Here is a 25,583-nt window from a genome sequence, read left to right as displayed (position 1 = left end):
GCGGGCGAGGTCACCGGAGCACGGAAGAAGGCACCCATGCGGGAGGTGCTGGCCGACGCCGCGTTCCAGCTCTACCTGGAGCGTGGGTTCGAACGGACGACCGTGGACGACATCGTGGCGCGGGCCGGGGTCGGGCGGCGTTCCTTCTTCCGCTACTTCCCGTCCAAGGAGGACGCGGTCTTCCCGGACCACGAGAGCTGCCTGGCCGATATGACCGCGTTCCTCGACGCCGCGAGCGATGAGCGCGACGCCATCGACGTGGTGTGCGACGGCGCCCGGCTGGTCCTGCGGCTGTACGCCGCCGACCCCCAATTCTCGGTCCAGCGCTACCGGTTGACGCGTGAGGTGCCGGGGCTGCGGACGTACGAGCTGTCGGTGGTGCGCCGCTACGAGCGCACGCTCGCCGGGTATCTGCGGCAGCGCTGGAACGGCGCCGAGAACGGAGCGCTGCGCGCGGAGGTCGCCGCCGCCTCGGTGGTGGCCGCGCACAACAACGGGCTCCGCTCCTGGCTGCGCTCGGGCGGCGAGGGCGATGCCGAGGCGGCCGTGGACCAGGCGCTCGATCTGGTGCGCACCATGTGGGCCGCGGCTCCGCAGTCCCCCGCCCCCGGCGCCGAGGACGACGAGGTCGTCGTCATGGTCGCGCCCAAGGGCGCACCCATGTGGCGCGTCATCCAGCGGGTGGAATCGGCCCTGCGGGACGACTGAATCCCCATCGAAGGGTACTCAGTCTCTTCCTTGCGCGGCACTCAGTGCCATATGCTGCGGAGGCGGCGCGGCCACAGCCCGGCATGCGCCGGGCGAGCGCGGGAGGCCGAGGGATGTCGGAGATGTCCGGGAGCGGGATCGGCGTCATGACGCCGACGGAAACCGAAGCGGGATTCGCCTATCAGCGGTGTCGTTGGTGCGCCACCGCCTCGTTCCGGCGACTGTTGTGTCCGGTGTGCGCGTCGAGCGACCTGGAGACGGAGCACAGCGCGGGACCGGGCGTCGTGATGCGGTCCCGGGTCGTCCAGCCCGGCACCGGACCGGCGCGCAACAAGGCCCTGGTCCGCTTCCCCGAGGATTTCGTGGTGTCCTGCCGGGTCATCGGCGCGGCACCCCATCTGGTGTACACGGGCGCCATGGTGCGGCCCGCGCGCGGTGCCCGCGCCGACGCCGGAGAAGTCGTTCTCGAGCTGTGCGATGCGCGGGAGGGCGACGCCCGGCTCTGACGGTGCGAGCGGGCGGAACACGGCCGGTGGTGACAGCACCACCGGCCGCTTCGCGTGTGGTGCCGGACGCGGCGACGGGCCGACGGCGCCCTGGCGCGCTCCCGGTGAACGGCGCAGGGGAACTAGTGGTTTCCCCTGATCCGCTCAGGGGCCCCGGTCTTGCAGGGTGGAGGCCACACCCCACAGAACATTCCATGAGCTTAGGTAACGCGCATTCACCCTCGAACCCGTCGCGCCCGACTGACCCGTCCGCCCCGTCCGACCGGGCTTTCGGCAGCCGCCCGCCCCACACCTTCCCGGGGCGTTCGGTGAGTGAGAACCGGCGCCAGGAACGCATGTGCGTGATCATGAGGCTGCTCACCCGGTACGGGGAGGTCGAGGTCCACACCCTGCCCGGGCTGCTCAAGGTCTCCGGGCCGACGGTCCGCCGCGATCTGGCCCTCATGGAGGAGAAGGGCCTGCTGCTCCGGTCCTACGGAAAGATCGCCGCGGCCCGGCAGGGCGCCGAGATGCCGGTGAGTTTCCGGCACGCCCGGAACACCGAGGCGAAACAGCGCATCGGAGCCCTGGCCTCGTCCCTCATCCCCCGCCGCCCGCTGACCGTGGCGCTGAGCGGTGGCAGCACCGTGCGCTTCGTCGCCCAGCACCTGGCGGGACGGCCGGATCTGACGGTGGTGACGAACGGGCTCGACACGGTGGACTCGCTGCTCTCCCGGCAACTGGTCCAGGTGGTGGTGACCGGCGGACAGGCTCGTCCGCTCTCGAACGATCTCGTCGGCCGGGGTGCCGAACGGACGCTGCGCTCCTACCGGTTCGACTTCGCCGTCATCGGGGTGGACGGCATCAGCCCCGAGAAGGGGCTCACCCGCCACAGTGTCCGGGGCGCGGACGTCGACCGGGCGATGCTGGAACAGGCCGACCACACCATCGTGGTGGCCGACAGTTCCAAGTTCGGCCGGGTGCACCGCGCGAAGATCGTCGATGCCGCGGCGGTGCACACCATCGTGACCGACTCCCATGCCGAGACCACCACGGTGGCGAAGCTGCGGGAGAGCGGTGTGACCACCACCCTGGTCGTCGTTCCACCCCGCGCCCCGGAAACCGGGCCCCGCACCGGCTGACGCCGCGGCGGCGCCACCGGTCCGTGCGCTCAGCGTACGGGCGCCCGCAACGCCCGGCCCTCAGGCCTTGAGCGCGCGGCCCGCGACGGCGAGGGCGACCCGGCGCGGCGCGAACCGGGACGCCACCGCCGACACACGGTTGCCCAGGCCCGCCACCGTGCTCGGCGGGGTGCTGCGGCGCTCCAGGGCGCGGCGGGTCGCCGTGACCACCTGGGCGGGGGTCGCCACGCGTCCGACGGCGGCGTCCTGGTTGCCGACGACGTCGAAGAACTCGGTGTTGACCGGCCCCGGCGACACTGCCAGCACGCGCAGCGAGGACCGGCGGTTCTCGTAGGCGAGCGATTCGGTGAGGCTCAGCACGAACGCCTTGGTGGCGCCGTAGACCGCCATGGCTGGGGTGGGCTGGTAGGCGGCGGTGCTGGCCACCGTCACCAGGGCGCCGCGGCCGTCGGACACCAGATCCGGGAGGAAGGCGCGGGTGATGTCGGCGACCGCGCCGATGTTCACCTGGATCATGCGGCTGATCTGGTCCGGGTCCTGCTCCAGGAAGGCGCCGTGGCTTCCGAATCCGGCGTTGTTGATCAGCGTCTGCACGGTGATGCCGCGCGCGTCCAGCTCCGCCCGCAGGGCCGCTCCGGCCCCGGGCCGGGAGAGGTCGGCGGCGATCGGGGTGGCGGTGATGGAGTGGTTCCGCTCCAGCGTCCCGGCGAGGGTTTCCAGCCGGTCGAGGCGACGGGCGACAAGCACCACATCGGCGCCGCGCTCGGCCCACTGACGGGCGAATTCCTCCCCCAGACCGGCGCTGGCGCCGGTGATCAGGGCCGTGGTTCCCCGGTAGGTCATGGTGGGCATGGTCGGACACTCCGCTTTCTCGGGCTGGGCGACGTACGGGATAATGAATGTAGGCACCTGCCAGCATTGTAGTCAACCGACAACATTGATCGACGGCATCGACCGGCGACAGCGAGGAGAGATCACCGTGGCCGAGGGCTCCTACCATCACGGCAACCTGAGGGCCGCCCTGCTGGAGCGCGCCGAGGCCGTGCTCACCGAGTCCGGCCCCGCCGGGCTCTCCCTGCGCGGTCTCGCCCGTGACCTCGGGGTGAGTCACGCCGCCCCGACCCGGCACTTCCGCGACCGGCAGGCCCTCCTCGACGCCCTCGCGGTCAGTGGATTCACCGAGTTCAACCGGCGTCTGGGCGAGGCCGCGGACGGTCCCGGCGGGGTCGAGCGGCGCCTGGAGGCGCTCGGCAGGGCGTACCTCGGGTTCGCGGTCGAACGTCACGCCCTGCTGCACCTGATGTTCGCCGCGAAGCACGAGGAGCGGTCCAGCGAGGAGCTGCGCCAACTCGGCCATCACTCCCTGGACATCGCGTCCCGGCTGCTCGCGGAGGCGCAGGCGGCCGGCGCCGTCCGCCCCGGCGACCCGGCCCGCCTCGCCCAGGTCGCGTTCTCCACGGTGCACGGACTCGCCGTGCTGGCCGTCGGCGGTCTGCTGGACGAGACCCCGCTCGACGAGGCCAGTGATCTGGCCCTCCGGGTTCTCCTGGCCGGTCTGCGGCCTCCGGCGTAAAGGTGATCAGTTCTCTTCTTTACCGCGGCGTCGATGTTCCTTATTCAATCCTTCATGTACATGCATCGTTGAAGACTTATGCAATGACTCCGCGCTCCGATCGAAATCCCGTCCGGCTTGCTGCGACGCCTTATTGACGATGCGTCAGATGTGAACGCTGCTTCCGCGGTTTACCTGTTTATGGTAGAAACTCTTTTCACGCGGAGGGACTTCTTCCGCGGATTCCATCTTCCCTCTGAGGTCGTACGCCTCCCCCTCGCCGTTCGCCGGTGCGGTCTGTTGGCGTGCCGTCAGACGGCAAGAGAAAGGTGCGTTCACATGGCCCTGCGCCACATGCGGCGGAACGCCGGCCGGATGCTAGTGATATCCCTAGCGACCTGCGGGCTCGCGACGGCCGGGACGGTGGTCGCTTCGGCGGCCGACGAGCCCACGCGTGAGCAGCTGCTGGCGGACTGCGAATCCGGAGAGGGGAAGTGCACCTTCAACTCCCCTCAGATGGGTGAGCCCTACCTCGGCAATTTCCAGCAGGTCTCGGACACCCTCTACAACTGCAGCACCTCGGACAGCACCAAGAAGCTGAGCTGGACGCAGAAGGTCGGTTCCACCGATTCCATCGGCGTTTCCATCACCGTCGGTGCGAAAATCATGGACATCGTCGATCTCAGCGTGACCACGACCTACGGTCACACCTGGACCAGAGAGTCGACGGAGTCCGACGAGCAGAACGTGACGGCGAAGCCCGGGGAAGTCGCGTGGATCTCCCGTGCCCAGCTCATGCGGGATGTCTCCGGTGAATGGCAGACGCATTACGACAGCCCCAAGTGGGACCACTATTACTGGTTCGTGCCGGACACCATCACCAGCCCGGCGGAAAACGGAACAGGCGGAAAGAACAGCTCGGTCGTCGTCCGCAGCCGTCCCATGACCACGGCGGAGAAGGCGTCCTGTGAGGGCAACGGGAAAGCGGTGTTCGCCAAGTAGACCTCGGCGGCACGGCTGATGATGCCGACGACCGGATGACCTCGGTCGGTACGGCACCGGCGGTCAGCAGTCGCCTCGGGAATGACCAGCCCGACGTCTGACGACCGCCTCTGGGGGACAGGGCGGGGGAGACCACCCCGTCATACGGACTTCGACGGTCCGTGCTGAGCGCGATCGCGCCCGACACGGACCGCATCCCCATGTCCGGGCCCGGTGGCGGTGGCGAGGAGAGCCGGGTTTGGCCGACGGGCGGCCGGTGGTACCGATGGACCGTTGCTGCCGGTACGGGCCCGGGCCGCTCATGGAGCGGTCGGCCCCGCTGGATGTGTCGTGAGGTGGGTCCCGATGGCGTCTGATGGGCAAGAGCCGCGCCGCGTGGTGCTGGTGGTGGGAGCCACCGGGCAGCAAGGAGGAGCCGTTGCGCGGCATCTGCTGGCGGCGGACCGGCCGGTGCGGGCGCTGACCCGCAGCCCGGGCAAACCGGCCGCCCGTGCCCTGGCGGACCGGGGCGCACAGGTGGTGGCCGGGGACCTGGGCGACGCGGACTCCTTGCGCGCGGCCCTGGACGGGGTGGCCGCGGTGTTCTGCGTGACGCAGTTCTTCGAGGCCGGTTACGAGGGCGAGGTGCGCCAGGGCAGGCTCATGGTGGACCTGGCGGAGCAGGCGGGGGTGGACCACTTCGTGTTCAGCTCGGTGGGCAGCGCCGACCGGAACACCGGTATTCCGCACTTCGACAGCAAGTACGAGATCGAGCGGCACCTCGCGCGCAGCCGGCTCCCGTACACCGTCCTGCGGCCGGTGTTCCTGATGGAGAACTGGGAGGGCCGCCGGTCCGAGCTCATGGACGGTGTCCTGGAGACACCGCTGTCACCGGACCGGCCCGTACAGCAGGTCAGCGTCGAGGACATCGGCGCCTTCACCCTGCTGGCCCTGAGCCGACCCGCGCAGTGGAAGGGGCGGTCGGTGGATCTGGCCGGTGACGAGCTGTCCATGACGCGGACCGCCGAGGTCTTCGCCCGGGTTCTGCGACGGGCGGTTCAGGTGCGACGCGTCTCCTGGGAGGACTTCCGCGCCCAGCAGGGCGAGGAGATGTACGTGATGAACCGCTGGTTCGAGACCACCGGCTACGCGGCCGACCTCGCGCGGCTGCGGCAGGAGCGCCCCGGGACGCTGTCGCTGGAGGACTATCTGCGCGGGCACCGCTGGGAGGGGTGAGCGGCCCGGGGACGGGCCGGCCGACACCTCCCGGCGGTGGCGCTCACAGCTTCTCGAAGGGGTCGTGCTCGGAGAGCAGCCGCTCCACCCTCGCCTGATCGACCCGGCTGACGATCTGTCCGGCCTCCTGCCGGTCCCGGATCACCTTGGCCAGGGTGAAGGCGGAGGTCACCAGGTAGAGCACGGCGATGGCGAGGAAACCGCGCACCCAGGCGTCGGCCTCCAGCCGGAAGATGCCGACGGCGGTGGCCGCCATGGCGATGGAGAACGACGCGACCGCCTGACCGTAGAACGCGGCCGTACTCTGCTGTTTGACCGGTGTGTCACTCATGCGGACAAGAATCGGGGTATGCGCAGGACCCCGCATCCGTCCGGATACTCAGGACGTACTCAGACCGCCCCGCCCGTGTGACGGGCTGTGGCGTGCCCGGACATGGCCCGCCACGCGGTGTGGAAAGCTGTCCCCGGCCCAGGTGGTGGCGGGAAGACCGGAGTGGGAGACGTTCATGGGAGAGCAGCGCACATGGGAAGAGCTCGCGGTGGCGGTGGCGGAGATGTCACGGACGCTGCTGGCGCAGCCCTCGGTGCAGAGCACTCTCGACGAGATCGTCCGGCACGCCGTGAACCTCGTCGAAGGGTGTGAGAACGCGGGTGTGCTCATCCTGGAGAACCACAAGAGTGTGCGGACAGTGGCGGCCAGCAGCGATCTGGTGCACCAGTCCGACGCGGCGCAGCAGGACGCGGGGGAGGGCCCGTGTTTCGACGCGGCCCGTACCCTGCACGAGGCGTACCGGATCAAGGACATGACCGAGAGCCAGCCGCGCTGGCCCCGCTACGCCCCCAGGGCCCGGGAGTTGGGCGTGGGCAGCATGATGGGGTTCCTCCTGTTCACCGAGGAGGGTTCCCTGGGGGCGCTCGACCTGTACTCCTCACGGCCCGGCGTCTTCACCGCCACCTCCGAGAACGTCGGCTGGATCCTCGCCTCACATGCGGCGGTGGCTTTCTCCAGCGCCCGCAGCACCGCCCAGTTGCACACCGCGATGGAGACCCGTAACGAGATCGGCGAGGCGCTCGGCATCATCATGGAGCGCTTCAAGGTCACGGAGGACCAGGCGTTCGAGGTACTGAAGAAGAGCTCTCAGGACCAGAACATCAAGCTCCGGGACGTCGCCCACATGGTCGTCAAGACCGGGCGGATCCCCGGAGCCCGCTGACCCGGGGCGCTTCCCCGGCCGGGCGTCAGGTGCGTACGGCTACCGCCGCTCCCACGGCGGGTCATCGGCGTGTGCGAGCTGTGTCTCCACGATCAGCGGACTGCTCCGGAGCACCACGGGGGGCGCCGGTTCCTGCGGCCAGGCGGTGACGAGATAGCGCTCGGTGGGCACGGTGTTCGTCCCGCCGGGGTTCGACGCCCGTCCCCGGGCGTGCACCCTGACGCGGTACCAGCCCGGCCCCCGGGGGTTGAGCACCGGAAGTTCGGTGAGAACGGCGTCATGGGCGGAGGCCACCCGCAGATCCCCCTCCACCGACCGCACACTGATCTCGACGACCTCTTCCCACGGCGCCGTCTGTTCGGGTGGCGCCGTATCGGCGGTCTCGGCCCCGATCTTCACGAAGCCGGTGTGGATACCGGTGCGCACCCATGCCCCGTATGCCATGGGTGCGGCCAGCCCGGCCGACCAACAGGCCGTGCCGAAGGGTTCTTCGACATCATCCGCGATACCGAAGACGCCGTCGCTCACAAACATCACCGATGATGCATGCATGAATCGGACTTTATCAAGACGTATCAACGAATACAGGGAGCGTGTGGGAGCGCGCTCCCGCGTCGCCCTCAGGAGGCGCGGCCCGCCTCGGGGACCGTTCCGGTTGCACGTGAAGTGGCCGTGGTAGACCGCGTTGTGGCTCTGTCTGCCGGGTGGCGTGTGGCACATGTCACGTGAAGTTGGTGATGTGATTGCACCTTAAATGGCCGTATGTACTTTTTTTACCCCCTGGACGGGTGTGCGAACTGCTTCGTAGCGTCATCTTCACGATTCCGTCCAGAATCGTTCACAAATAAACATGGGGTCTGGGGAGGCCCTGTGGGGGGAGTCAGTCATGCCTCGGGGCAGATGGCGGCGCACTCGTGTGCCCGGCGCGGTGTTGGCCGCGGCGGTGGTGCTGGGGGTCTTACCGACACACGGTGCGCGGTCCGCCGTCGCACAGGAGCCGACCCGTCGGGCGGCCGCCACCCAGCACGGTACGAAGACGGCCGCTGACGAAGGCCGGGCGCGAGCCCTCGCCGAGCGGGAGGGCGAGGCTGTGGAGATCGCTTCCCTGCGTGGGGAGAGCAGCGAGGTCTTCGCCACTCCCGATGGGAAGCTGGAGGCCAGGGAGTATCTGCGGCCGGTACGGGCTCGTGTGGACGGCGCGTGGAAGCCCATCGACACCACCTTGGCCACCGCGGGGGGCGGGATGGTGGCCCCCAAGGCCACGACCGTCGATCTCGCGTTCTCCGGTGGTGGCGACGAGCCGCTGGTCCGGATGGTGAAGGCCGGACGCAAGCTGGCGCTCTCCTGGCCCGCCGCTCTGCCGACGCCTCGTCTCCAGGGGGACACCGCCACGTACCCGGATGTGTTACCGGGTGTGGATCTGCGGATGGGAGCGCAGGAGGACGGCTTCACACAGCTGCTGGTGGTGAAGTCCGCCGAGGCGGCCTCGAGTCGGGCGCTGGCTGAGTTACGGCTCAAGCTGGACGCCGAGGGGCTCGATGTCCGCAAGGCCGAGTCGGGTGGTGTCGAGGCGAAGGACAAGGGCGCCGGCGGGACGGTGTTCGAGGCGCCGCAGCCGGTGATGTGGGACTCCAGCCCAGGTGCCGCCCCTTCCCAGCGCAAGGACAAGAGCGGTACGAAGGGCCGGACGGGTGAGCGGACACCGCTGAACACCGCCGGTGGGCCGGACCAGGAACCGGGTGCGGGCGAGTCCGGCAAACTGGCTCCGGTGGGGGTCGAAGTCCCCGGCGCCCAGAACGAGATGGTGCTCAGGCCCGACACCGAGGTGCTGAAGGGGAAGGACACCGTCTACCCGGTGTTCATCGATCCGCAGTGGTATTCGCCGAAGGCGACGGCCTGGACGATGGCGTCGAAGTACTGGGCCTCCTCACCGCAGTGGAAGTTCAACGGTGACTCCGACGGCGGTCTCGGCTACTGCGGCTGGAACTACTGCAAGCCCGAGGACACCAAGCGGCTCTTCTACCGGATACCGACCTCGAGGTTCGCGGGGAAGTCCGTGCTGTCCGCGGAGTTCGTGGTGCGCAACACCTGGTCCGCCTCCTGCAGCGACCGTGGGGTGGAGCTGTGGCGCACCAAGGGCATCTCCTCCTCGACCACCTGGAACTCCCAGAACTCCTCCGGCTTCTGGGCCGATCACCTGGCCACGGAGTCGTTCGCCCATGGCTTCGAGGGATGTTCGGCCAAGGACGCGGAGTTCTCGGTGAAGTCTGCGGTGCAGCAGGCCGCGGACAAGAAGTGGCCGACGATGACGTTCGGGCTCAAGGCGTCGAGCGAGAGCGACCCCTACGGCTGGAAGCGCTTCTCCGACGACGCCTATCTGCGGGTGAAGTACAACCGCCCGCCGGGTCAGATCAGGATGTCGCAGCTGACCATGGAGTACGGGGGCGTCTGCAAGAAGCCGGGGGACGCGCCGCGGGTGCGGACGCTGGGCAAGATCTACGCGAACCACATCACCGATCCCGATGGTGACCGGGTCGCGGTCCAGTTCCAAGCCGCCTGGGACAACGGTGACGGCAAGGGTGTCGTCGCACGGTGGAAACCGGGGCTGACGTCATCGAAGAGGTCGGGGTCGGAGTTCCGGGTGTCCCTGCCGTCCTCGATCCCGTCCAACAAGGCCGTGGACTGGTACGTCCGGTCCTACGACGGCGCCCAGTACTCACCGTGGTCCACCGCGGGCGATCCGACCGGCTGCTACTTCATCCACGACACCTCGGTACCGAAGGCACCCGCGATCGGCTCCGGGGAGTACCCGTCCTCCGACCCCGAGGACCCGGATGACCCCTGGCTGGACGGAGTCGGCCAGTACGGCACCTTCACCTTCGACTCCTCCTCGGCCGATGTGACGCGCTACCGGTGGGGCGTCAACAGCGACCCCGTGTCCGCGAACCAGACCGCGACCTCCGGCGGAGCCAGTCGTTCGGTCAAGGTCCTTCCCGCGAAACCGGGGCTGAACTTCCTCACGGCACAGGCCTTCGACCAGGCGGGCAACGGATCGGAGATCCGCACCTACCAGTTCCGGGTGAAGGCCGGCCAGCCCGAGCGCGCCACCTGGCAGCTTGACGAGCCGGCCGGTGCGACGCGGTCCGAGGGATCCACCCCGCCGCGTACCCTCGCCCTGCACGGCGGTGCCGAGACCGGCGCCGAGGGCGTGGCGGGCAAGGGCCTCGCCCTGAACGGCACCGACGGCTACGCCTCCACCGATCTGTCCGTGGTCGACAGCACCCGCGGGTTCTCCGTATCGACCTGGGTGAAGCTCGCCGAGGTGCCGGACCACACCGCGATGGTCGCCTCGCAGATCGGCAACGAGACCGCGGGCTACGAGCTGTACTACTCGGCCACGTACCAGCGCTGGGTGTTCAACACCTTCGCCGACGACAAGGCCGATGCCACGGTCGTGCGTGCGATGGCACCCGCACCGGGTGGTGTCCAGGCCGGGGTTTGGACCCATCTCGTCGGTACCTATGACAGTGTGGACGGCAAGCTCCAGCTCTTCGTCAACGACAAGCTCGTGGGCTCGGCCTCCCACCAGATCGACTGGAACGCGCGCAGAGGGCTGCAACTCGGCGCGGGTGCGTCGCAGGGCAAGCCCAAGAACTTCCTCCCCGGCACCATCGACGAGACACAGGTCTTCGACAAGCCGGTCGCCCAGGACGAGGTCCACACGCTCTACACCCGGCAGACCGTGGGCGACCCCGGCCGCCCGGCCCTGGCCGTCTTCCCCCTCGACGAGGACACCGGAGCCACCGAGGTCCGGGGCCACGGCGGAGTGATCCCGGCGACGTACTCCGGCGGTGTGACCACCGGCGCCGCCGGGGTGGCGGGCAAGGCCGCCCACTTCAACGGCACCGACGGCTACGCCAGGATCGGCCGGGACCGGGCCCCGCATATCAACTCCTCCCGCAGCTTCACCGTCTCGGCGTGGGCCAAGCTGGACCGCACACCGGACGGCACGGCCGTCATCACGGCCCAGGGCGGTGAACACGCTCCGGGCTTCGAGCTGTACTACTCCAAGACCTACGACCGATGGGCGGTCAACCAGTACTCCGCGGACACCACGAACGCGAACCCCATCCGCGCGATGCAGCCGGACGGCACCACGGCGCGCGCGGGGGAATGGGTGCACCTGGCCGGTGTGCACGACACCGTCGCCGACACGCTCACCCTGTACGTCAACGGAACACGCGCCGGATCCACCCGGCTGGCCGGAGCGTTCTACGCGGACCGGGCCATGACCATCGGCGCCGGCACCTATGACGGAAACGTCGGCAACCACTTCCCGGGCACCATCGACGACGTCCGGCTCTTCGACCGCCCGGTCTCGGCCGGTGAGGTGCAGCAACTCTTCAAGCAGCGCGCCCTGGTCAAGGGCCGCTGGACCTTCGAGAAGACATCCGGCACATCCGGCTCACCGCTCACCACACCGGATGCCTCCGCCTCGGGCAACACCATGACACTCCACGGCGGCGCGAAGGTCGGACCGGGCTGGGTCGACGGCGGAGTGTCGCTCGACGGCATCGACGACCACGCCACGACGTCCACCGTGCCGGTGGACACCAGCGCCAGCTTCACCGTCACCGCATGGGCACAGGCCGCGGCCGTACCCAAGAACGGCGTGACACTGCTGAGTGCGCCGGGGGCGCAGCAGAGCGCGTTCGCGGTGCGGTACGCGCCCAGCGCGAACCCGGATATGGATCCTGGGCGGTGGCAGATCTCGATGGCAGGCACGGACAGCAAGGACGCCACGGTCGCTCAGGTCGAGAACGGCCAGTTCCACGGCCCCACCGACTGGACCCATCTGGCACTCGTCTACGACGGGTTCGCCAGGGAACTCCGGCTTTACGTCAACGGAGAGCTGGAGGAGGTCGCCTGTGGGGACACCGACGAGGACGGTGTCCCGGATGACACAGGTTGCGCCGACCGGATCTCCCAGGCGGAGAACGTGCTGTCCTTCAAGGCCACGCAGCCCCTGCAACTGGGCCGGGCCAAGACCGGGATCAACTGGGGCGAGTACTGGCCCGGTGCCGTCTCGGACGTATGGGCCTTCCAGGGCGCACTGACGGACCCGCAGATCTCCCAGCTCGCCGTGGGCATGCCGGGCATGCCCACGAACGTACCGGGCGGTGGCTGACCTTCCTTATGGGCCGCGGCTGAACGACTTCCGGCCGCGCGACCACTGGCACCTCCGATGAGCGGCTTTCTCTTCACCCCGGGGCGTACGCGTCCGGCGGTGCACACAGTGAGGGATGAAGGACAGGGATGAACGGCAGATCGAGCAAACGGGGCCGTGTGCTGCGACCTCGTGTCGCGCTGGCCTCGGCCGTGTTCATGGTGGCGACCCTGCTGCAGGGAGTGGCGCAGCCCCTTGCCGCCGCGGACGACGGGAAGGGTCGCCCGGCCCGTCCCCACAGCGAGCAGCCGGTATCCGGCACGATCGGCAAGGTCAAACCGCGCACACTCATGAAAGGACCCCGTACGCCGGAGGCCGCCCCGCGCGCCAGTTGGCCGAGGGCCGCGTCAGCGGTGGTGACGCTGCCCGTAGCCCTGACGAAGGCCGGGCCGGGGCCGAAGCCGGTTCGCGGATTGCCGCTGGCGCTGGACGCGCAGGTGGAAGGGGGTGTCGGAGCCCACGGCCAGGTCACCGCCCGGGTGCTGGATCGCGCGGCTTCGCGAAAGGCAGGGGTCAACGGCCCGCTGTTCAGCCTGCAGGCCGGCACCGGACGGAAGGGCGCGAAGAGCGCCGCGGTGGGCCGGGTGCGGGCGCGAGTCGACTACTCGTCCTTCGCCGGGGCCTACGGCGGTGGCTACGCGTCCCGGCTGACACTGGCCGAACTGCCCGCGTGCGTACTGAAGACACCGGCCAAGCGGTCGTGCCGCACGGCCAAGAGGGTCGAGGTCGTCAACGACACCGAGAAGCGGACCCTCACCGCCCGAGGAGTGCCGCTGCGCGCCGGGCAGCCGACGGTGCTGGCCACGGTGGCGGAGGGGAAGGGGGACAAGGGGGACTTCAAGGCCACCTCGCTGTCTCCCTCGGCGACCTGGGAGACCAACCTCAACACCGGTGACTTCACCTGGTCGTACGGCATGCAGGTACCGGACGTGCCGGGCGGACTCACACCCAACGTGGGGGTGTCCTACTCCTCGGGCGGAGTCGACGGCCGCACCGCGAACACCAACAACCAGTCCTCCTGGGTGGGCGACGGATTCGATCTGTGGCCCGGTTATATCGAGCGTCAGTACAAGACGTGTGCAGACGACGGGGTGAAGCACGCGGACGGCGGTAAGCCGGGTGACCTGTGCTGGTTCTACGACAACGCGTTCATCTCCTTCAACGGCAAGAGCGGTGAGTTGGTACCGAACGGCACCAACTCCTGGAAACTGAAAAGCGATGACGGCACGAAGGTCGATCGTCTCTACGGATCCGCCGACAACGTGCGCGGCAACGGTGCCAGGAACGACGAGTACTGGCGGGTCACGACATCTGACGGCACCCGCTATTACTTCGGCTACAACCGGCTGCCGGGATGGGCCGACGGCAAGGAGACCACCGACTCCGCTTGGACGGCACCGGTGTTCGGTAATGGTGACGGCGAACCCTGTCACGGTGCGACGTTCGCGGACTCCTGGTGCCAGCAGGCGTGGCGATGGAACCTGGACTACGTCGTCGATCCTCATGGCAATGCCATCGCCTACTACTACGACAAGGAAACGAACTCCTACGGCCGTAACCTGAAGGCCAAGGACAACACCCGCTATGTGCGCGGGGGCGATCTGGACCGGATCGAGTACGGCCTGAAGTCGTCCTCGATGTATGCCACCAAGGCTCTGGCGAAGGTCGATTTCACGAGTGGGGAACGCTGTCTGCCCGACTCCAACACCGACTGCGAGTCCATCAAGAAGGACGCGTTCTACTGGTACGACACCCCCTGGGACCTGAACTGCGCGGCGGACGAGGACTGCGATGACGGTCGTCTCTCCCCGGTGTTCTTCACTCGTAAGCGACTGACGCGGATCACCACGCAGGCCCTCGACGGCAGTGCCTACAAGGACGTCGACTCCTGGGCGTTCGGCCACCGCTGGGGCAAGGCCGACACCGACTACCAGTTGGAGCTGGAGTCCCTCCAACGCACCGGTCGCAGTGCCGACCCGGCCGTCACGCTGCCGAAGACGACCTTCGCCTACGCCCAGATGGCCAATCGACTGGACAAGACCGGCGATGGCTATGCACCGTTCATCAAGGACCGCCTGGCCACGGTCGCCGACGAGTCCGGCGGGCAGATTGACGTCAACTACTCCGGCGAGGAATGCAACTGGGCCACACTGCCGACCCCGCAAACGAACACCACGCGCTGCTTTCCGCAGTACATCGGCGGCAGCGGGAGCGACGACCCCGAGCGGCAGTGGTTCAACAAGTACGTGGTCACCTCCGTGACACAGACCGACCGCACCGGTGGCGCGCCCGACCAGGTCACCGCGTACGACTACAAGGGCGGTGCGGCCTGGCACTACGACGATGACGACGGCCTGACGAAGGAGAAGTTCAAGACCTGGTCACAGTGGCGTGGCTACGGGCAGGTACGGGTCCAGACCGGGGGCCAAGGCGGCGCCAGCGCCATGAAGTCGCAGCAGGACACCTACTTCCTGCGCGGTATGGACGGCGACCGTAAGGACGCTACGGGCGGCTCGAAGAGCGTCACCGTCCCGCTTGACGACGACGAAGGTGACCCGATCACCGACCACGAGTCGACCGCGGGCTTCGTCTACAAGACCGTCAGCTACTCCGCTCCGGGCGGGAAGGTCCTGACCAAGACGGTGAACCGTCCTTGGAGGCATGAGACCGCGAAGAAGGTCCGCGACTGGGGGACGGTCACGGCGAACCTCACCGGGACCGGTCACACCAAGACTTTCACCTCACTTGATGACGGCGCCGGTACCAGATGGCGGACCACGTCTACGGCCACCAGCTTCGACACGGTGGCTGGCCGCGTCAGACAGGTCGACGACTTCGGTGACAACGACACCGCCGACGACAACATCTGCACCCGTTCCACATACGCCACCAACACCGACAAGAACATCCTCACTCTGCCCTCCCGTGTAGAGGCCGTCGCCACGGCATGTGACACGACCGCCGACCGACCGGGCGACGTCATCTCCGACGCCCGGACCGCCTACGACGGCGGCAGCTACGGCGACTCCCCGACGAAGGGCGATGCCACCGCGACCGCACTGCTGAAGAAATACGACGGAGCCACCGCCGTCTATGTGGAGTCCGGCGCCACGTACGACCCCTACGGGCGCGGACTCACCAGCACCGACGTGACTGCCGACGTCACCGTCAACGCGTCCGGAACGGTCAAGCGGACCGCCCGGACCGACGGCCGTACCACCACGACCGCCTACACCCCCACCACCGGGTTTCCCACCAGCGCGAAGGTGACCTCACCGCCCGCCAAGAGTGGTGACACGACCACCGCGCAGACCACAACCACCACCCGTGATGCGCTGCGCGGCCTGCCGCTGACCCAGACCGACACCAACGGCAAGGTCACCGCCTACGCCTACGACGGCCTGGGCCGCTCCACCAAGGTGTGGCTGGCCGACCGGCTGACGGGCCAGACCCCCACCTACGAGTTCACCTACACGGTCAATGACCGTCAGCCGGTGGCGGTCGGCACCAAGACGCTCGGGAACAACGGTGCTCAGCACACCTCCTACACCCTCTACGACGGCCTGCTGCGCGAACGGCAGACACAGGCTCCCGGACCGGGCGGCGGACGACTGCTGACCGACGTCTTCTACGACGAACGCGGCCTGAAGGCGAAGGACTTCGCCACCTACTACGCCGACGGCAAGCCGAGCGGAACCCTGTTCACACCTGACGACGCGCTGAACGTCGAAACGCAGAACCGCTACGGCTATGACGGCATGGGCCGGCAGACCGAGGAGCGGCAGATCGCCGGGAACGGCGACGGCGGCACGGTGCTGGGCGTCACCAAGACGATCTACGGTGGGGATCGCACCACAGTCATCCCGCCCACCGGTGGCACCGCCACCACCACGCTGACCGACGCACGCGGCAAGATCACCGAACTGCGCCAGCACCATCAGCGCACGGCCGATGCCGCCTACGACACCACCACGTACACCTACACACCCCACGGTGATCTGAGAACGGTCACCGATCCCGCGAAGAACATCTGGCGGTACGACTACGACCTGCTCGGCCAGCTCACCGAGGCCAAGGACCCGGACAAGGGAACCACTCTCAGCGCCTACGACGACCGCGGTCAGCTGATCTCCACCACCGACGGGCGCAAGACCACCCTCGCCTACGTCTACGACGGTCTCGGTCGGCGTACCGAGATCCACAAGGACTCGTCCGGTGGCCAGCTGCGCGCGAAGTGGGTCTACGACACGATCAGCGGGGCCAAGGGGCAGCTCGCCGAGTCCACTCGCTACGAAGGCGGCCAGGCGTACACGTCCAAGGTCGTGGCCTATGACCGTCTCTACCGCGTACAGCGCTCCTCCGTCACCATTCCTGCCTCCGAAGGGGCACTTCAGGGCACCTATCTTTCGGCGACCGCGTACAAGGTCTTCGACGCGGTGGAAAGTGTCGGCTACCCCAAGGCGGGTTCTCTGCCGGCGGCAAGCGTGGCCTTCACTTATGAGGACGCGACCCTGCGGCGGGTGGCCGTCGACGGCAGTCAGGGAGTGAAGTCCAGCGCTCTGTTCAGCCTTACGGGCAAGCCGCTGCAGTACGAACTCTCGAGCGGCGGCAGCAAGAAGACCTGGGCCACCAATACCTACGAGTGGGGCACACAGCGTCTGGCCACGGCGCGGGTGGACCGGCAGGACGTGGCGGGCGTCGACCAGTACAGCAGTTACCGGTACGACGAGATGGGCAACGTGCTGTCGGTCTCGGACGTCTCCCGATCCGGAACCGACAACCAGTGCTTCAACTACGACCACCTGCGGCGACTGACCGAAGCCTGGACCCAGGGCACGAAGGACTGCGCCACCAGCCCGAGCGGCGGTGTACTGGGTGGTCCGGCTCCCTACTGGACCTCCTACACCTACGACAAGGTCGGCAACCGCAGCTCCGAAACCCTCCACGACCTCTCGGGCGACGCTGCCAAGAGCACCAGACGCAGCTATGGCTATCCCGCTCCGGGCAGTCCGCGGCCGCACGCCCTGACCTCCGTCGAGGCCACGGGGCCCAGCGGAACGGCGGAAGACACCTTCGGCTACGACGAGAGTGGCAACAACACCAGCCGAAGGCTGGGCGGCGACACCCAGACCCTCTCCTGGGATGCCGAGGGACACCTGTCGAAGGTGACCGAACCGGTCGAGGGCGGTGCCGACAAGGTCACCGAATACCTCTACGACGCCGACGGTAACCGGCTCATCGGGCGAACCCCCACCGAGACCACGCTCTACCTGGGCACCACCGAGATCACACTGCCCAAGGGCTCCTCCACGCCGCGGGCCACCCGCTACATCGACCTCGGCGACGGCCACCAGGCGGTACAGCAGGACGACGGCAGTGTGTCCTTCACACTCGCCGACCATCACGGCACGGCGCAACTCGCCATCGACGCGGCCTCGCAGAAACTCACCCAGCGACGCACTCTGCCGTTCGGTGACCTTCGTGGTGAAGAACCCGCGGTCTGGCCCGGGACCAAGGGGTTCGTCGGCGGGACCGACGACACCAAGGCCACCGGCCTCACCCATCTCGGCGCGCGCGAATACGACCCCACCACCGGCCGCTTCCTGTCGGTCGACCCGGTCATGGATCTGACCGACCCCCAGCAGATCAACGGCTACGCCTACGCCAACAACAATCCGGTCACCGGCTCCGATCCCACCGGACTCTTCTGCGACGGCTGCAGCGCCGACGGCGCCAACAACCGGTGGACCCCGAGCCACGGACCGGGCTGCACCACGGAAGGCTGTTACAACACCAGGGGCCGCATCATCTCCCGCGTCAATGACGCCCCTTCCCGAGGCCGTCCCAGTGGTGGCAGCTCCTACCACCCCGGCCGGACGATCAACATTACGCAGAAGAAGAGTGATCTGTTCCTGGAGGGCATCCGGATTCCGGGCGCTCGAGAACTGGGGAAACGCTTCCCTGGATACGAGGGTGAAGAGCAGCTCGAGAGGTGGGCTCAGCAGACCTGTTATTCGGCGCAACACAAGCCGAAGGCCTTCTGTTCGGCCGCCGAGGCGATCGGACTGGTGAACTATGACCAGGACCCGTTCGCGAGGGCGGTCACCGGGGTCGCGATCAGCCTGGCCTCCCCGGACATCGGGGCGTGGAAGAGCTGTCTGAGCGGTAAGAGCACCAAGGCCTGCGGCGAGGCCGCCCTGGATCTGCCCTGGGCGCGGGTCTTCAAGGGGGTCAAAGTCCTCAAAGCCTGCAACAGCTTCACACCAGGCACCGAAGTGCTGATGGCCGACGGCACGACGAAACCCATCGAGGACGTCGAGATCGGCGATGAGGTCGTCGCCACCGATCCCGAGACCGGCAAGACCACTACCAAGACGGTCACGGCCGAGATCAAGGGCAAGGGCCTCAAACACCTCGTCAGGATCACCCTCGACCTCGACGGCAAGAAGGGCGACAAGACCGCCTCCGTCACCGCGACCGACGGCCACCCCTTCTGGGTCCCCGCACTCCACGCCTGGATCGACGCCACCGACCTCCACCGCGGCCAGTGGCTCCGCACCTCGTCCGGCACCCACATTCAGATCACGGCGGTCAAGCGCTGGACCCAGCAGGCCACGGTCCGTAACCTCACAGTCTCGGATCTCCACACGTACTATGTGCTGGCGGGCGAGACTCCGGTACTCGTTCACAATGCAACGCCAAGCCAGAAGTGCGATCTGACGCTGGGTGCTGGTCCGAATGCTCGAGAGGGAGTGGGGCTGGAGAACGGTGACATTGAAGCGGATGGTGTTCGAGATCTGATCAATGAATCCGGAAACAAGTACGGCTGCCACACTTGCGGTGCCACGACCCCTGGCACCAAGGACGGGGATTGGATTCCCGATCATCAGCCGCCGTCTAGTCTCGTCGCTCCCGGATCTCCTCAGACGGCGTATCCTCACTGTCTGCCCTGCGCTAGGCGGCAGGGTGGGGTTGTCTCACAACTTTCACAAGGAAAGAGTAAGAAGGAATGGTAGCTAATAGCCCTGTGGTTGCATTCCTGGCAAAAATCGAGCATGGCTGTCTGATCTTGCAGGATGCGGGAAGTGACGACGACGTCAGCGACTGGGATCCGGCGTCAAGCAGCTGGTATCGAGAGGGCAGTTCACTCATCTTCGGCGTCCAGGCCAGTGTGGACGGTCCTGTCGAATGCGAGGTATGGAAGTCGACTCCGCCCGCGGTGCTTCCTGCGAACCACTTCGAGGTGTCACTCCCATGTCCGTCTGGGTGGCTTGTATTGCACGACCCGAACGAACATGCCCGATTGCAATTCTCGGGGTTCCGTGACTCTGTGATCTGTTCGGTAATGGTGGATGATCCGCAATTTCCGTCAAAGGTTCAGATCTTGCTGAGGGAGGAAGGCGAGTAGCTCCTTGAAACTCGCAGGAGCGGGCGAGGCTCCATTCGTGGGCCTCTTCTGTTTCTCGCACGTGGCGTGAGGGCGTCGTTCCGACCGGAGGATGCCGACCTTCCCGCACGATTCCGAACTGCGAAGTGAAGCCCCGTCAGGTGGGTCCTGGCGGGGCTTCTGCGGGGGGTGACGGCAGTAGTTGACGGCGACTTCAGCGGACGAGGGCTCCGCACAGTGGCGGGTCGTTGCCGTCGTCGTGGTCGGCGACGCCGGCTGGGTGAGACGATGCGCGATCCCGTTCTCCCGACAGATCCGGTCGAACAGCACCTCACCGCCCTGCCCGAACCGGTCGGTGAACTGCCCTCCGTTGTCGGTCAGCACCTCCTCCGGCACCCCGAACGTCTGCAAGGCCTGGGCGAACGCCGCGCAGACCGCCCGCCCGGTCGCCCGCTCGACCACCGACGCGATCACGCAGTACCGGGAATGGTCATCCACACCGGTCACGACCTTGACCTCGGGCAACTCACCCGTCACCGGGTCGACCAGCATCACACCGCCGACGACGTCCATCTGCCACAGCTGCATCGGCCGATCTCGCTGCCAGCGCTTGTAATCCGACCGCTTCCTCCGCCGCGCCCCCGGCTCCACCAGGCCATGCCGGACCAGGATCCGATACACGGTCATCCGCGACGGCACCGGACTCACCGCCCCGGACCGCTCCAGCACATGAGCGATCCGCCGCGGACCCCACCGCGGATGCTCAAGCCGCAGCTCGCACACCGCCGCATCCACCTCGGCAGACGCCTGATGCGGACACGACGCCGGCCTGCGCGAACGATCAGCCAACCCGGCCAGACCGGAGGCTCGCCAGGTATATAGGTCGTCTTCGGTCGCTGGGCGTTCTCAGGGGGATCGAGTCTTCCTGCGGGGATCGGCGAATGGGCTTGAAGTTGAGATGTGGGTGAACAAAGAGACACGTATGATTGAGACCGCCTACCCGGTTTGGAGGTGAGGTCGATGGATTTCGAACTGTTCTGCGACGTGGAATCTCTCGATCTCGCCAGATCAGGTTCCATTTGGGGTAACGTCTGGATCGATGTCGCCGGATGCCCCTTTCCAGAATCGAACTGGAACGACATGCCAGTCGCGTTCCTTGCGGAACTACTCGACGCCTTTGCCTTCGTCCGCCACGCTGAGGGAGGACGCAGGAGGGTAAGGTTCTTCGATGGCCCGTTCTGGATCGATCTGGTCGGTCAGGGCGGTGGCGCCGTGAGCGTTTCACTCAATGCCCACGGCGCAGGCAAGCAGGCGACGGTCAGCGCTCGCGACATGGCTCGATCGCTGGGGGCGGTTCGGATGGACTTGGTCCGCGTGTGCCTGGAGCACGGATGGGGTGAGCAGATGGACGTCCGCCGTTTGCAAGCCCAGTAACAGACGCCCGACGGGAGTCTGGAGACTTCACAACTACATATCGGAAGCCCCGCCAGGTGTGTCCTGGCGGGGCTTCCGCGCGGGGTGATGACAGTCGTAGAGGGCAACGTCAGCGGACGAGGGCGCGCAGGCTGGTGGTTCGTCGCCGTCAGCTCGGTCAGTCTTGGCTCTTCATGCCCGTCGAGCGCCGTGCAGAGGGAGCCGATGGCGTCGCGTTGGAGTGTCGTCCGACGTGGGCGTAGACGGTGGCGGTGACACGGATGTTGGCGTGGCCGAGGAGTTCTTTGATCGCCACGAGGCCGACGCCATGCTCGAGAGCCAGGGTTGCCGTCGAGCGGGGGCAGGTCATGGAAGCGGATGCGGTGCAACCGTGCGTGGTCGATTGGGCTCGGAACCGCCTCTGGTGGCTCTCTAATGGTCAGGTCTTGTGCCGGGTCTGCAACAGGGAAACTCGGATAACTGAAGGGTGTTGCCTGTGAGTGATGAACTGGACGGGGCGGACCGCAGCTCGATCCAGCGGAAGGTCCAGAGCGATGTGGCAGCGCAGGGATGGAGCTGGATCTGGGTATTCGACCCTGACGCCAAACACTCCCCCTTTGCCTACAGCATCGGGTTCGGAAGCAGTTTTGGTCATCCCGAAGTGGTCGTGGTCGGGCTGCCGGAGGAGGTGTCGGGGGACGTACTGAGGTCTGTCCAGACCGTGCTCGCCGAAGGGCGCGAGTATGGGGATGGCGACATCTCGGGTGAAATCCTTGAGGGATCTCGTGTGCAGTTCCGAGCGGTGCCTCAAGATCTGCTGGTCGCCAACCTGGTGCAGGCTTCGACGTTCTACGGGGAGACACCCTTCGGAGCCCTTCAGTTGGTCTGGCCGGACAGGGACGGTAACTTTCCCGGCGAAGAGAACGCTCCTGCCTGGCTCAGTGACCGGCAAGCCCTGTCGGCGTAGCCAAGGGTGAGGGCCTCCCACGGCGGGCGGCTGTATCAGCGATGTGCACGAGGGGCGGCGCCTGGTCGAGCGGGAGCGATCCTCATCCCTTCACCGCCCCCGACGTCAGCCCCTGCACGATATGGCGACTCGCGAAGGCGAACAGGAGCATCGTGGGGAGGATGGTGAAGACGGCCGCCGCCGACATCGAGCCCCAGTCGATGTTGAAGCTGGAGATGAAGCCGTTGAGGGCGGTGGGGACGGTTTTGTTGCTGTCGCTGTTCAGCAGGGTCACGGACAGGAAGAGTTCGTTCCAGCAGTTGACGAAGTTGAAGATGAAGGCGGCGATGATGCCCGGCTTCATCACCGGGAGCAGCACCCGGAAGAGGGCTCCGAAGCGGGAGAGGCCGTCGATCATGGCGGCCTCCTCCAGGGCGTCCGGGATGTTCTCGAAGAAGCCGCGGAGCATCACCGTGCAGAACGGGATGCACACGGCGATGTAGACGAGGATCAGCCCGAGGCGGTTGTCGACCAGTTGGAGGTCGGTCATCAGGAGGTAGAGCGGGCCCAGGGCGATGAAGGAGGGGATCATCTGGGTGACCAGGGCGGCCATCAGCAGTGCGGACTTGGTGCGGAACTCGAAGCGCGCCAGGACGTACGCGGACAGCATCGAGATGGCGGTGGCGACGGCGCCGGCGACCGTCGCGACGAGGAGGCTGTTGGTGACGTAGGTCCCGAAGTCGGCTTTGCCGAAGAGCGCGCGGTAGTTCTCCAGGGAGAGGTGCTCGGGCCAGTAGGCGATCGGGAAGGCGAAGATGTCGCCGGGGGCCTTCAGCGAGGTGATCGTGATCCAGTAGAGCGGGAACACGGTGAACACCAGCCACAGCCCCAGGAAGGCGAACCGTGCGGTCCGGCCGGCTGCGGTCGCTTTGCCGATCATCGCTTCACCCCTCGCTTCTCACGCGTGGCCAGCAGGAAGAAGACGGCGAACACCAGCAGTGTGGCGACGACGAGGAGACCGAGCGCGGAGGCCCTGCCGTAGTCGCCCTGCTGGGTGATCTTGATCATCCAGGTGGTCACGATCTGTGTCTCGTTGTTGGGCCCGCCACCGGTCATGCCGAAGATCAGGTCGGGGAAGTTGAAGATCCAGATGATCCGCAGCAGCACGGTGAGGGCGAGGGTGGTGCGGATGTAGGGGATGGTGATCTGGAAGAGGGTGCGTGTCCGGCTCGCGCCGTCCAGGGCCGCCGCCTCGTACAGCTCGTCGGGGATCGACTGCAGCGCGGCCAGGATCATGATGGCGAAGAAGGTGACGCCGTACCAGATGTTGGCGATCAGTACGGCGATCATCGCCATCTTGGGATCGGCCAGCCAGGCGATGGGTTCGTCGATGAGACCGGCCTTCTGCAGCAGGTCGTTGACGACGCCGAACTCGCTGTTGAACATCCAGCGGAACAGGATGCCGATGAGGAACCCGGAGATCGCCCAGGGGAAGAAGACCAGCGCCTGGTAGAGGCCGCGGAAGCGGAACCGGCGGCGCAGCCAGAGGGCGAGTGCGAAGCCGATCACCAGCTGGGGCACGATCGAACCGAACACCCAGAGGGCCGAGTTGCTCAGCACCGTGCCCCAGATGGGGTCGCCGAAGACATCGCCGAAGTTCTTCAGCCCCACCCAGGAGGTGTCGGTCAGATCCGCCAGCTTCCAGTTGCGGAAGGCCATCTGGCTGCCGGCGACCATCGGGTAGTAGGTGAACACCGCCACGAAGACGGCGGCCGGGGCCATGAAGGCGGCGATCAGCAGACCACGGCGGGTGGTGAACTCCGGGCGTTGACGGCCGCGTCCCGCCCCAGGGACGGGCGGGCCGCCTCTGGGGCGGGACGAGCGCTGCGACACCTTCGCGGGCATCCTCACTTCTCCCGCTGCCACTTCGCGGTCCAGTACGCGTCCCAGCCCGCCAGCAGCTCCTTGGGCGTCATCTTGCCGAGCACCATCTTCTGCACATCGGCGTCGGCCTTCTGCTCCCATTCGGTCCACCAGGCCACCCCGCGCGGCTGGCTCACATTGAGGTACGTGTCCGGGTGCTCGGTCATGGTGACGTAGGAGGACCAGGGACCCGTCTTGTAGAAGGGGTCGTCGATCGCCGTCCTGAGGATCGGGACCAGGCTGTTCTTCTTGGTGAAGGAGGTGGACGCCTTGCCCTCGGAGAGGAACTTCACCAGCTTCACCGCCGCCGCCTTGTGGTCGCTGCCGTCCGCGACCCCCCATCCGGCGGTGGCCAGCGGCTGGACGGTCTTGCCGCCGGGGCCGGCCATCAGCGGGGCGGTGTCCCACTGGTCCTTCGCGACCGACTTGGACTCCGAGACGGTGGCGATCACTTCGGGGTCCTGGAGCAGGAAGCCGGTGGAGCCGTTGGAGAACCCCTCGACCATCTCCGGATAGCCCCAGGAGACGGAGGACTTGGGGGATGCCTCCTTGAAGAGCTTCAGATACGTCTTCAGGGCGTCCTGCGCCTCGGGCGCGGAGAAGATGGTCCTGCCGCTGGCGAGTTTGTAGCCGTTGCTGGTGTCGATCTTGTCGGCGACATACGCCTCGATCACGGCGGTGGCGTTGCTGTTGGCGTTGGCCCCGCCCCGGAACGCGTAGCCGTAGCGCCGCTTCGAGGGATCGTGGATGGCGGTGGCCTGCTCCAGCAGTTCGTCCCAGGTGGTGGGAGGCTTGCTGAAGCCCGCCTCCTTGATCAGGTCGGTGCGGTAGAAGAGGCTCAGCCCGTAGAAGCCGTACGGGACGAAGTAGGTCCGGCCCTTGGTGTCCTCGGCGGCCTTGACGGCGTTCTCCGTCATGGCCTTCCAGCCCTTCCAGCCCCCCAGGCCCTTCTTCATGTCGTACAGCCACCCGTTGTTCGACCACGGGCCGACGGTGATGTCCCGCACCTCGAGGACATCGACACCGCTGCCGGACTGGAGCATCTGCCGGATCTTCTGGTCGGCCTGCTCGGTGGGCGGCGAGATCAGATTGACCTTGATCTTGGGGTTCCGCTCTTCGAAGTCGGCTATGAGCTCCTTGAGCAGGTCGCTCCGGGCCGGGTTCGTCAGGCTCTCGACCATGTTGAGGGTGACCGTTCCGCTCTCACCGGGGCTCATGGTGGAACAGCCGGTGAGGATCATTGTGGCGGCTGTGGCGAGGGCGAGAGCCGCCGTCCTTCTCTTCATCGTGCCGACCTCTTCCTGGGACTACCTGGGACTACCTGGGGTTCCTGGGACTTCCGGGGGTGAACGCCGCGTTGGCAGCGGCT

At 67.2% G+C, this 25,583-nt stretch carries 17 protein-coding genes and 1 pseudogene; 11 read left to right on the top strand and 7 right to left on the bottom strand.

Annotation, left to right across the window (positions count from 1 at the left end):
* Positions 1 to 36 precede the first annotated feature (36 nt).
* The 3 genes from NMK44_RS05665 to NMK44_RS05655 all read left to right on the top strand — a co-directional run bounded on the left by NMK44_RS05665 (position 37) and on the right by NMK44_RS05655 (position 2,335).
* Positions 37 to 708 (top strand): TetR family transcriptional regulator, encoded by a 672-nt coding sequence (locus NMK44_RS05665; protein ID WP_254739443.1) that lies wholly within the window; start codon positions 37 to 39, stop codon positions 706 to 708.
* A 146-nt stretch (positions 709 to 854) separates the two neighbouring features.
* On the top strand, positions 855 to 1,214 hold the full coding sequence (locus NMK44_RS05660; RefSeq protein WP_254738913.1) for a Zn-ribbon domain-containing OB-fold protein: 360 nt from the start codon (positions 855 to 857) through the stop codon (positions 1,212 to 1,214).
* Positions 1,215 to 1,561: 347 nt separating this feature from the next.
* On the top strand, positions 1,562 to 2,335 hold the full coding sequence (locus tag NMK44_RS05655; RefSeq protein WP_254738911.1) for a DeoR/GlpR family DNA-binding transcription regulator: 774 nt from the start codon (positions 1,562 to 1,564) through the stop codon (positions 2,333 to 2,335).
* 60 nt (positions 2,336 to 2,395) lie between these two features.
* Here NMK44_RS05655 and NMK44_RS05650 read toward each other — a convergent pair whose 3' ends face one another.
* The gene (locus NMK44_RS05650; RefSeq protein WP_308358343.1) at positions 2,396 to 3,244 is read right to left on the bottom strand and encodes an SDR family NAD(P)-dependent oxidoreductase; all 849 of its coding nucleotides are present in this window, start codon (positions 3,242 to 3,244) and stop codon (positions 2,396 to 2,398) included.
* A gap of 70 nt (positions 3,245 to 3,314) precedes the next feature.
* On the opposite strand from NMK44_RS05650, the gene NMK44_RS05645 reads away from it, so the two are divergent.
* From NMK44_RS05645 to NMK44_RS05635, 3 genes are all read left to right on the top strand, one after another.
* A complete protein-coding gene (locus NMK44_RS05645) occupies positions 3,315 to 3,908 on the top strand; it encodes a TetR/AcrR family transcriptional regulator (RefSeq protein ID WP_254738909.1) in 594 nt (197 codons plus the stop codon).
* Positions 3,909 to 4,226: 318 nt separating this feature from the next.
* Positions 4,227 to 4,889 (top strand): hypothetical protein, encoded by a 663-nt coding sequence (locus tag NMK44_RS05640; RefSeq protein ID WP_254738907.1) that lies wholly within the window; start codon positions 4,227 to 4,229, stop codon positions 4,887 to 4,889.
* A 345-nt stretch (positions 4,890 to 5,234) separates the two neighbouring features.
* Positions 5,235 to 6,104 carry an NmrA/HSCARG family protein gene (locus tag NMK44_RS05635; protein ID WP_254738905.1) on the top strand — a complete coding sequence of 290 codons (870 nt, stop codon included), beginning with the start codon at positions 5,235 to 5,237 and terminating at the stop codon, positions 6,102 to 6,104.
* A gap of 43 nt (positions 6,105 to 6,147) precedes the next feature.
* On the opposite strand, the gene NMK44_RS05630 is transcribed toward NMK44_RS05635, so the two are convergent.
* Entirely contained in the window at positions 6,148 to 6,435 is a 288-nt protein-coding gene (locus NMK44_RS05630; RefSeq protein ID WP_254738903.1) for a YiaA/YiaB family inner membrane protein, read from the bottom strand.
* A 175-nt stretch (positions 6,436 to 6,610) separates the two neighbouring features.
* On the opposite strand from NMK44_RS05630, the gene NMK44_RS05625 reads away from it, so the two are divergent.
* Entirely contained in the window at positions 6,611 to 7,318 is a 708-nt protein-coding gene (locus tag NMK44_RS05625; RefSeq protein ID WP_254738901.1) for a GAF and ANTAR domain-containing protein, read from the top strand.
* A gap of 39 nt (positions 7,319 to 7,357) precedes the next feature.
* Here NMK44_RS05625 and NMK44_RS05620 read toward each other — a convergent pair whose 3' ends face one another.
* Entirely contained in the window at positions 7,358 to 7,870 is a 513-nt protein-coding gene (locus tag NMK44_RS05620) for a hypothetical protein (RefSeq protein WP_254738899.1), read from the bottom strand.
* 334 nt (positions 7,871 to 8,204) lie between these two features.
* On the opposite strand from NMK44_RS05620, the gene NMK44_RS05615 reads away from it, so the two are divergent.
* Positions 8,205 to 12,506 (top strand): LamG-like jellyroll fold domain-containing protein, encoded by a 4,302-nt coding sequence (locus tag NMK44_RS05615; protein ID WP_254738897.1) that lies wholly within the window; start codon positions 8,205 to 8,207, stop codon positions 12,504 to 12,506.
* Between the two features lie 128 nt (positions 12,507 to 12,634).
* The gene (locus tag NMK44_RS05610; protein ID WP_254738895.1) at positions 12,635 to 19,561 is read left to right on the top strand and encodes a polymorphic toxin-type HINT domain-containing protein; all 6,927 of its coding nucleotides are present in this window, start codon (positions 12,635 to 12,637) and stop codon (positions 19,559 to 19,561) included.
* Positions 19,562 to 20,187: 626 nt separating this feature from the next.
* Here NMK44_RS05610 and NMK44_RS05605 read toward each other — a convergent pair.
* Positions 20,188 to 20,805: pseudogene (locus tag NMK44_RS05605) on the bottom strand (DDE-type integrase/transposase/recombinase); the annotation flags it as partial.
* 147 nt (positions 20,806 to 20,952) lie between these two features.
* Here NMK44_RS05605 and NMK44_RS05600 point away from each other — a divergent pair.
* Both NMK44_RS05600 and NMK44_RS05590 read left to right on the top strand, forming a co-directional pair.
* Positions 20,953 to 21,366 (top strand): hypothetical protein, encoded by a 414-nt coding sequence (locus NMK44_RS05600; RefSeq protein WP_254738893.1) that lies wholly within the window; start codon positions 20,953 to 20,955, stop codon positions 21,364 to 21,366.
* Positions 21,367 to 21,841: 475 nt separating this feature from the next.
* Positions 21,842 to 22,312 (top strand): DUF4262 domain-containing protein, encoded by a 471-nt coding sequence (locus NMK44_RS05590; RefSeq protein ID WP_254738891.1) that lies wholly within the window; start codon positions 21,842 to 21,844, stop codon positions 22,310 to 22,312.
* An 82-nt stretch (positions 22,313 to 22,394) separates the two neighbouring features.
* On the opposite strand, the gene NMK44_RS05585 is transcribed toward NMK44_RS05590, so the two are convergent.
* Genes NMK44_RS05585 through NMK44_RS05575 form a run of 3 tightly spaced genes read right to left on the bottom strand, consistent with a single transcriptional unit; the run spans position 22,395 to position 25,500 of the window.
* Complete coding sequence (locus NMK44_RS05585; RefSeq protein ID WP_254738889.1) at positions 22,395 to 23,231, bottom strand: carbohydrate ABC transporter permease; 837 nt, start codon at positions 23,229 to 23,231, stop codon at positions 22,395 to 22,397.
* Positions 23,228 to 24,196, bottom strand: a complete 969-nt coding sequence (locus NMK44_RS05580; RefSeq protein WP_254738887.1) for a carbohydrate ABC transporter permease — start codon at positions 24,194 to 24,196, stop codon at positions 23,228 to 23,230. Before NMK44_RS05580 ends, NMK44_RS05585 begins: the two co-directional genes overlap by 4 nt.
* 2 nt (positions 24,197 to 24,198) lie before the next feature.
* Positions 24,199 to 25,500: an ABC transporter substrate-binding protein gene (locus NMK44_RS05575; RefSeq protein WP_254738885.1), complete on the bottom strand. Its 1,302-nt coding sequence runs from the start codon at positions 25,498 to 25,500 to the stop codon at positions 24,199 to 24,201.
* Between the last annotated feature and the right edge of the window lie 83 nt (positions 25,501 to 25,583).

The sequence above is a fragment of the Streptomyces cucumeris genome (genome assembly GCF_024295805.1).
GTDB classification, from domain to species: domain Bacteria; phylum Actinomycetota; class Actinomycetes; order Streptomycetales; family Streptomycetaceae; genus Streptomyces; species Streptomyces cucumeris.
The sequence above is the reverse complement of the archived record's forward strand: the minus strand, read 5'-3'. Positions and strand labels throughout refer to the sequence as shown.

Excerpts from the sequence above, each read along its gene's own strand:
- NMK44_RS05655 (WP_254738911.1), top strand. The coding sequence starts at position 1,562 with ATGAGGCTGCTCACCCGGTACGGGGAGGTCGAGGTCCACACCCTGCCC.
- NMK44_RS05635 (WP_254738905.1), top strand. The coding sequence starts at position 5,235 with ATGGCGTCTGATGGGCAAGAGCCGCGCCGCGTGGTGCTGGTGGTGGGA.
- NMK44_RS05615 (WP_254738897.1), top strand. The coding sequence starts at position 8,205 with ATGCCTCGGGGCAGATGGCGGCGCACTCGTGTGCCCGGCGCGGTGTTG.
- NMK44_RS05625 (WP_254738901.1), top strand. The coding sequence starts at position 6,611 with ATGGGAGAGCAGCGCACATGGGAAGAGCTCGCGGTGGCGGTGGCGGAG.
- NMK44_RS05600 (WP_254738893.1), top strand. The coding sequence starts at position 20,953 with ATGGATTTCGAACTGTTCTGCGACGTGGAATCTCTCGATCTCGCCAGA.
- NMK44_RS05610 (WP_254738895.1), top strand. The coding sequence starts at position 12,635 with ATGAACGGCAGATCGAGCAAACGGGGCCGTGTGCTGCGACCTCGTGTC.
- NMK44_RS05620 (WP_254738899.1), bottom strand. The coding sequence starts at position 7,870 with ATGCATGCATCATCGGTGATGTTTGTGAGCGACGGCGTCTTCGGTATC.
- NMK44_RS05660 (WP_254738913.1), top strand. The coding sequence starts at position 855 with ATGACGCCGACGGAAACCGAAGCGGGATTCGCCTATCAGCGGTGTCGT.
- NMK44_RS05640 (WP_254738907.1), top strand. The coding sequence starts at position 4,227 with ATGGCCCTGCGCCACATGCGGCGGAACGCCGGCCGGATGCTAGTGATA.
- NMK44_RS05585 (WP_254738889.1), bottom strand. The coding sequence starts at position 23,231 with ATGATCGGCAAAGCGACCGCAGCCGGCCGGACCGCACGGTTCGCCTTC.
- NMK44_RS05665 (WP_254739443.1), top strand. The coding sequence starts at position 37 with ATGCGGGAGGTGCTGGCCGACGCCGCGTTCCAGCTCTACCTGGAGCGT.
- NMK44_RS05630 (WP_254738903.1), bottom strand. The coding sequence starts at position 6,435 with ATGAGTGACACACCGGTCAAACAGCAGAGTACGGCCGCGTTCTACGGT.
- NMK44_RS05580 (WP_254738887.1), bottom strand. The coding sequence starts at position 24,196 with ATGCCCGCGAAGGTGTCGCAGCGCTCGTCCCGCCCCAGAGGCGGCCCG.
- NMK44_RS05575 (WP_254738885.1), bottom strand. The coding sequence starts at position 25,500 with ATGAAGAGAAGGACGGCGGCTCTCGCCCTCGCCACAGCCGCCACAATG.